This window comes from Flavobacteriales bacterium, assembly GCA_025210805.1.
Lineage (GTDB): Bacteria > Bacteroidota > Bacteroidia > Flavobacteriales > CAJXXR01 > JAOAQX01.
In genome coordinates this window covers 1-2,726 of record JAOAQX010000030.1, presented here as the reverse complement: position 1 = coordinate 2,726, position 2,726 = coordinate 1, and the positions used below count along the sequence as shown (strand labels likewise).

Here is a 2,726-nt window from a genome sequence, read left to right as displayed (position 1 = left end):
TCAAGGAAGAAAACTGGAATTTGTCACGAGGATTAGCAAAAGGAAAGAGTGAAGAGGTTCGAATCCTAAACACTTTCTTAGAACAAATTCGACGAAATATCGTCGATTGCTATCAAGAATTAAAGACATCAAAGCAAACCTTTTCTTGTGAAGACGTTAAAAATGCCTTCTTAGGTATTAAAGAAGAATCACACACACTCATAGAACTGTTTGATTATCACAATAAGGAAATGAACAATTTGCTGGAATGGGGAACTCTGAAAAACTACTTCACTACTAAAAAGTATTTTCAACAGTATCTAAAAGCAAAGCACAAAAAGACGGATATTCACTTATCTCATTTAAGGTATGGTTTCCTGGTTGGCTTTGTAAATTTCATGAAAGAGACAAAACCAATAAACCCGCATCAACCATTTGCACATAATACTATTATGAAGCATGTTGAACGGTTTAAGAAAATTATGAATCTAGCCTTTCAGAATGAATGGCTTGAAAAAGATCCATTTAAACGATTTAAACTATCTTTTATCAAAAAAGACATAGAACACTTAACTGAAGTTGAACTCAATAAAATTGAGAAAAAGAAATTCAAAATTGAACGACTCGAATGCATTAAAGATCTTTTTGTTTTTAGTTGTTATACAGGCCTATCATACATTGACGTACACCACTTAAAAGAAGAAAATATCATTATTGGTATTGATGGAAGAAAATGGATTTCAACAAACAGAAAGAAAACAGACAAAGCAGTTATGATACCTATTCTTCCACAAGCAATGAAAATTATTGACAAATATAAAAATTACCCAACCACTATCTCAAAAAGAAGATTGCTACCATCATACTCCAATCAGCGACTTAATTCTTATTTAAAAGAGATTGCTGATATCTGCCGAATAAAAAAGAATCTTACATTTCACATGGCACGACATACATTTGCAACTACTGTTACACTCTCAAATGGCATTCCTATCGAAACTGTTTCAAAATTATTGGGACATTCAAATATAAAAACGACCCAAATTTATGCACGTGTAATTGAAAGTAAAATCAGTGCTGATATGAATGTTCTTTATAAGAAGTTTAATAAACCGGCTACCAATCAGTTAAAATTAAAATCTTCTTAAGCAATTGATAATCTATTATCTTTGCAAGGATAACTTTTACGGTTTTCTGAAAATTGGATTTACCTCGCCATTGAGTTTTTATGGCGAGGTAAATTTTATACAGAAGATTTCTATCTCACATTTTATGGGTTTGGAGAGGCTATTTTGATGTAAGTTCATTATACCAGTAAACAGGGAAACAATATTTATCCATAGCACATTTTTCTATAAATTCCTTTAAGCCATCATTCTTCGGAGATTCAGGATATAGCATTGCAAGACCTACACTTTTATCATCCACTAACATAAATTTATCAATATAATTGTATAATTGCTTGCTATGTCTATATAGGTTTCTATTAATATTTTTTAGTTTGATTTTATCCCAATCAGTTGCTTTTATTTCCATAATCATTACAAAATCTTCGCCAGCAGCTTTGTGAATAACTATATCCAGCCTACCACTCTTCTGCTTAATTTCAGGTACATTATTAAAAGAAACATATTCCTCAATACCAACATCTTCATCTGTGGAATTTTGGCTATAATCATTTTGCACTATGCGTTGAAACTCTTTTCCTCTTTTGAGTTGGGGTGGCTCATTTGATGTCTCTTGTTTTTTCATAATTTAAACATCTAAGTGATTTTGATCTATGGAAGACAAATTAAGATTCCCTTTCTCAAAACTACTGTAAAAGACTTGTTTTTTTTATACTCATAGCTTCTGAAATCCATTACTTCTTTTTGCCATCGGAAGTACCACCCTCAGACTGTCTAGGCGGTTTACAGGGAGGGATCTCCATAGAATGTTCTTCTGGTCTGGTTTGAGGCTTAGGTTGTGGAGTTTGTGCCTTCTTGCTGATCGTTTTTTAGGGTGTTAATGCTTATTTTTTACTTTTAATATCGGTCTTTTTAGTAGGCTTGCGAGGTGGTATTTTAGCAGCGTTTCTTTGTAATGGTCTGTCATCAACAGAGTGTACCCGTTCTTTTTTACTGTGGTCAATTTTCTTGTCCTCCATAACTATGAAATATTTAGTTTGATAAATGAAATCAGCAGGATATTGCCAGCCAGTAGTCCCAAAATCATGGCTATGTTAATGCCCCGTATTAAGAGATTCCAGCGTGTTGTAATCTTTTCGTATTCAGGATGATTAACGTTAGCAATCGCCCATCGGTTTGCCATCATAGATAACAAATGAGCTGATAAGCTAATGAAAATCACGCCAGCAAAGCAGTACCAGGAAGCAATCAGACTGTTTTTATACACTGCCTTGCTCAGATCAGGAATAACCTTTTCGATAAAGGCAAACGAAATACCCAAGGCACCGGAAGCGATAAAAAGAATGTTTTTGTCAAACTGCTCGTTACTGTATTTTAATGCTTGGTATTGAACTTCGGTGTACTTGTCTTCATCCATAGAAAAATAAAATTGAAACCTTTGCAAGGCAAAAATACCATTAAGTCTCAGATTAATAGTTGTTTAAGTTGGTTTTGTTTTGGATTTTCATTAACTTAAAGATGTGATTAAAAAGGAGTTACATATGAGTTTTGTATCGCATCATGTCGAACGTAGAACGCGAAAAAATACATTTTTACGCCAAATTAACCAGATCATCGACT

4 protein-coding genes are annotated in these 2,726 nt (G+C 33.3%); 1 reads left to right on the top strand and 3 read right to left on the bottom strand.

Annotation, left to right across the window (positions count from 1 at the left end; all coding sequences use genetic code 11):
- Window positions 1-1,127 (top strand): site-specific integrase (locus N4A45_12235; GenBank protein ID MCT4665988.1); only part of this gene is annotated, 1,127 nt, incomplete at its 5' end.
- Window positions 1,128-1,266: 139 nt separating this feature from the next.
- Here N4A45_12235 and N4A45_12230 read toward each other — a convergent pair.
- From N4A45_12230 to N4A45_12220, 3 genes are all read right to left on the bottom strand, one after another.
- On the bottom strand, window positions 1,267-1,731 hold the full coding sequence (locus N4A45_12230; GenBank protein ID MCT4665987.1) for a hypothetical protein: 465 nt from the start codon (window positions 1,729-1,731) through the stop codon (window positions 1,267-1,269).
- A 259-nt stretch (window positions 1,732-1,990) separates the two neighbouring features.
- On the bottom strand, window positions 1,991-2,125 hold the full coding sequence (locus N4A45_12225) for a hypothetical protein (protein MCT4665986.1): 135 nt from the start codon (window positions 2,123-2,125) through the stop codon (window positions 1,991-1,993).
- Window positions 2,126-2,127: 2 nt separating this feature from the next.
- Complete coding sequence (locus tag N4A45_12220) at window positions 2,128-2,523, bottom strand: hypothetical protein (protein MCT4665985.1); 396 nt, start codon at window positions 2,521-2,523, stop codon at window positions 2,128-2,130.
- Window positions 2,524-2,726 lie beyond the last annotated feature (203 nt).

Excerpts from the sequence above, each read along its gene's own strand:
- N4A45_12225 (MCT4665986.1), bottom strand. The coding sequence starts at position 2,125 with ATGGAGGACAAGAAAATTGACCACAGTAAAAAAGAACGGGTACACTCT.
- N4A45_12220 (MCT4665985.1), bottom strand. The coding sequence starts at position 2,523 with ATGGATGAAGACAAGTACACCGAAGTTCAATACCAAGCATTAAAATAC.
- N4A45_12230 (MCT4665987.1), bottom strand. The coding sequence starts at position 1,731 with ATGAAAAAACAAGAGACATCAAATGAGCCACCCCAACTCAAAAGAGGA.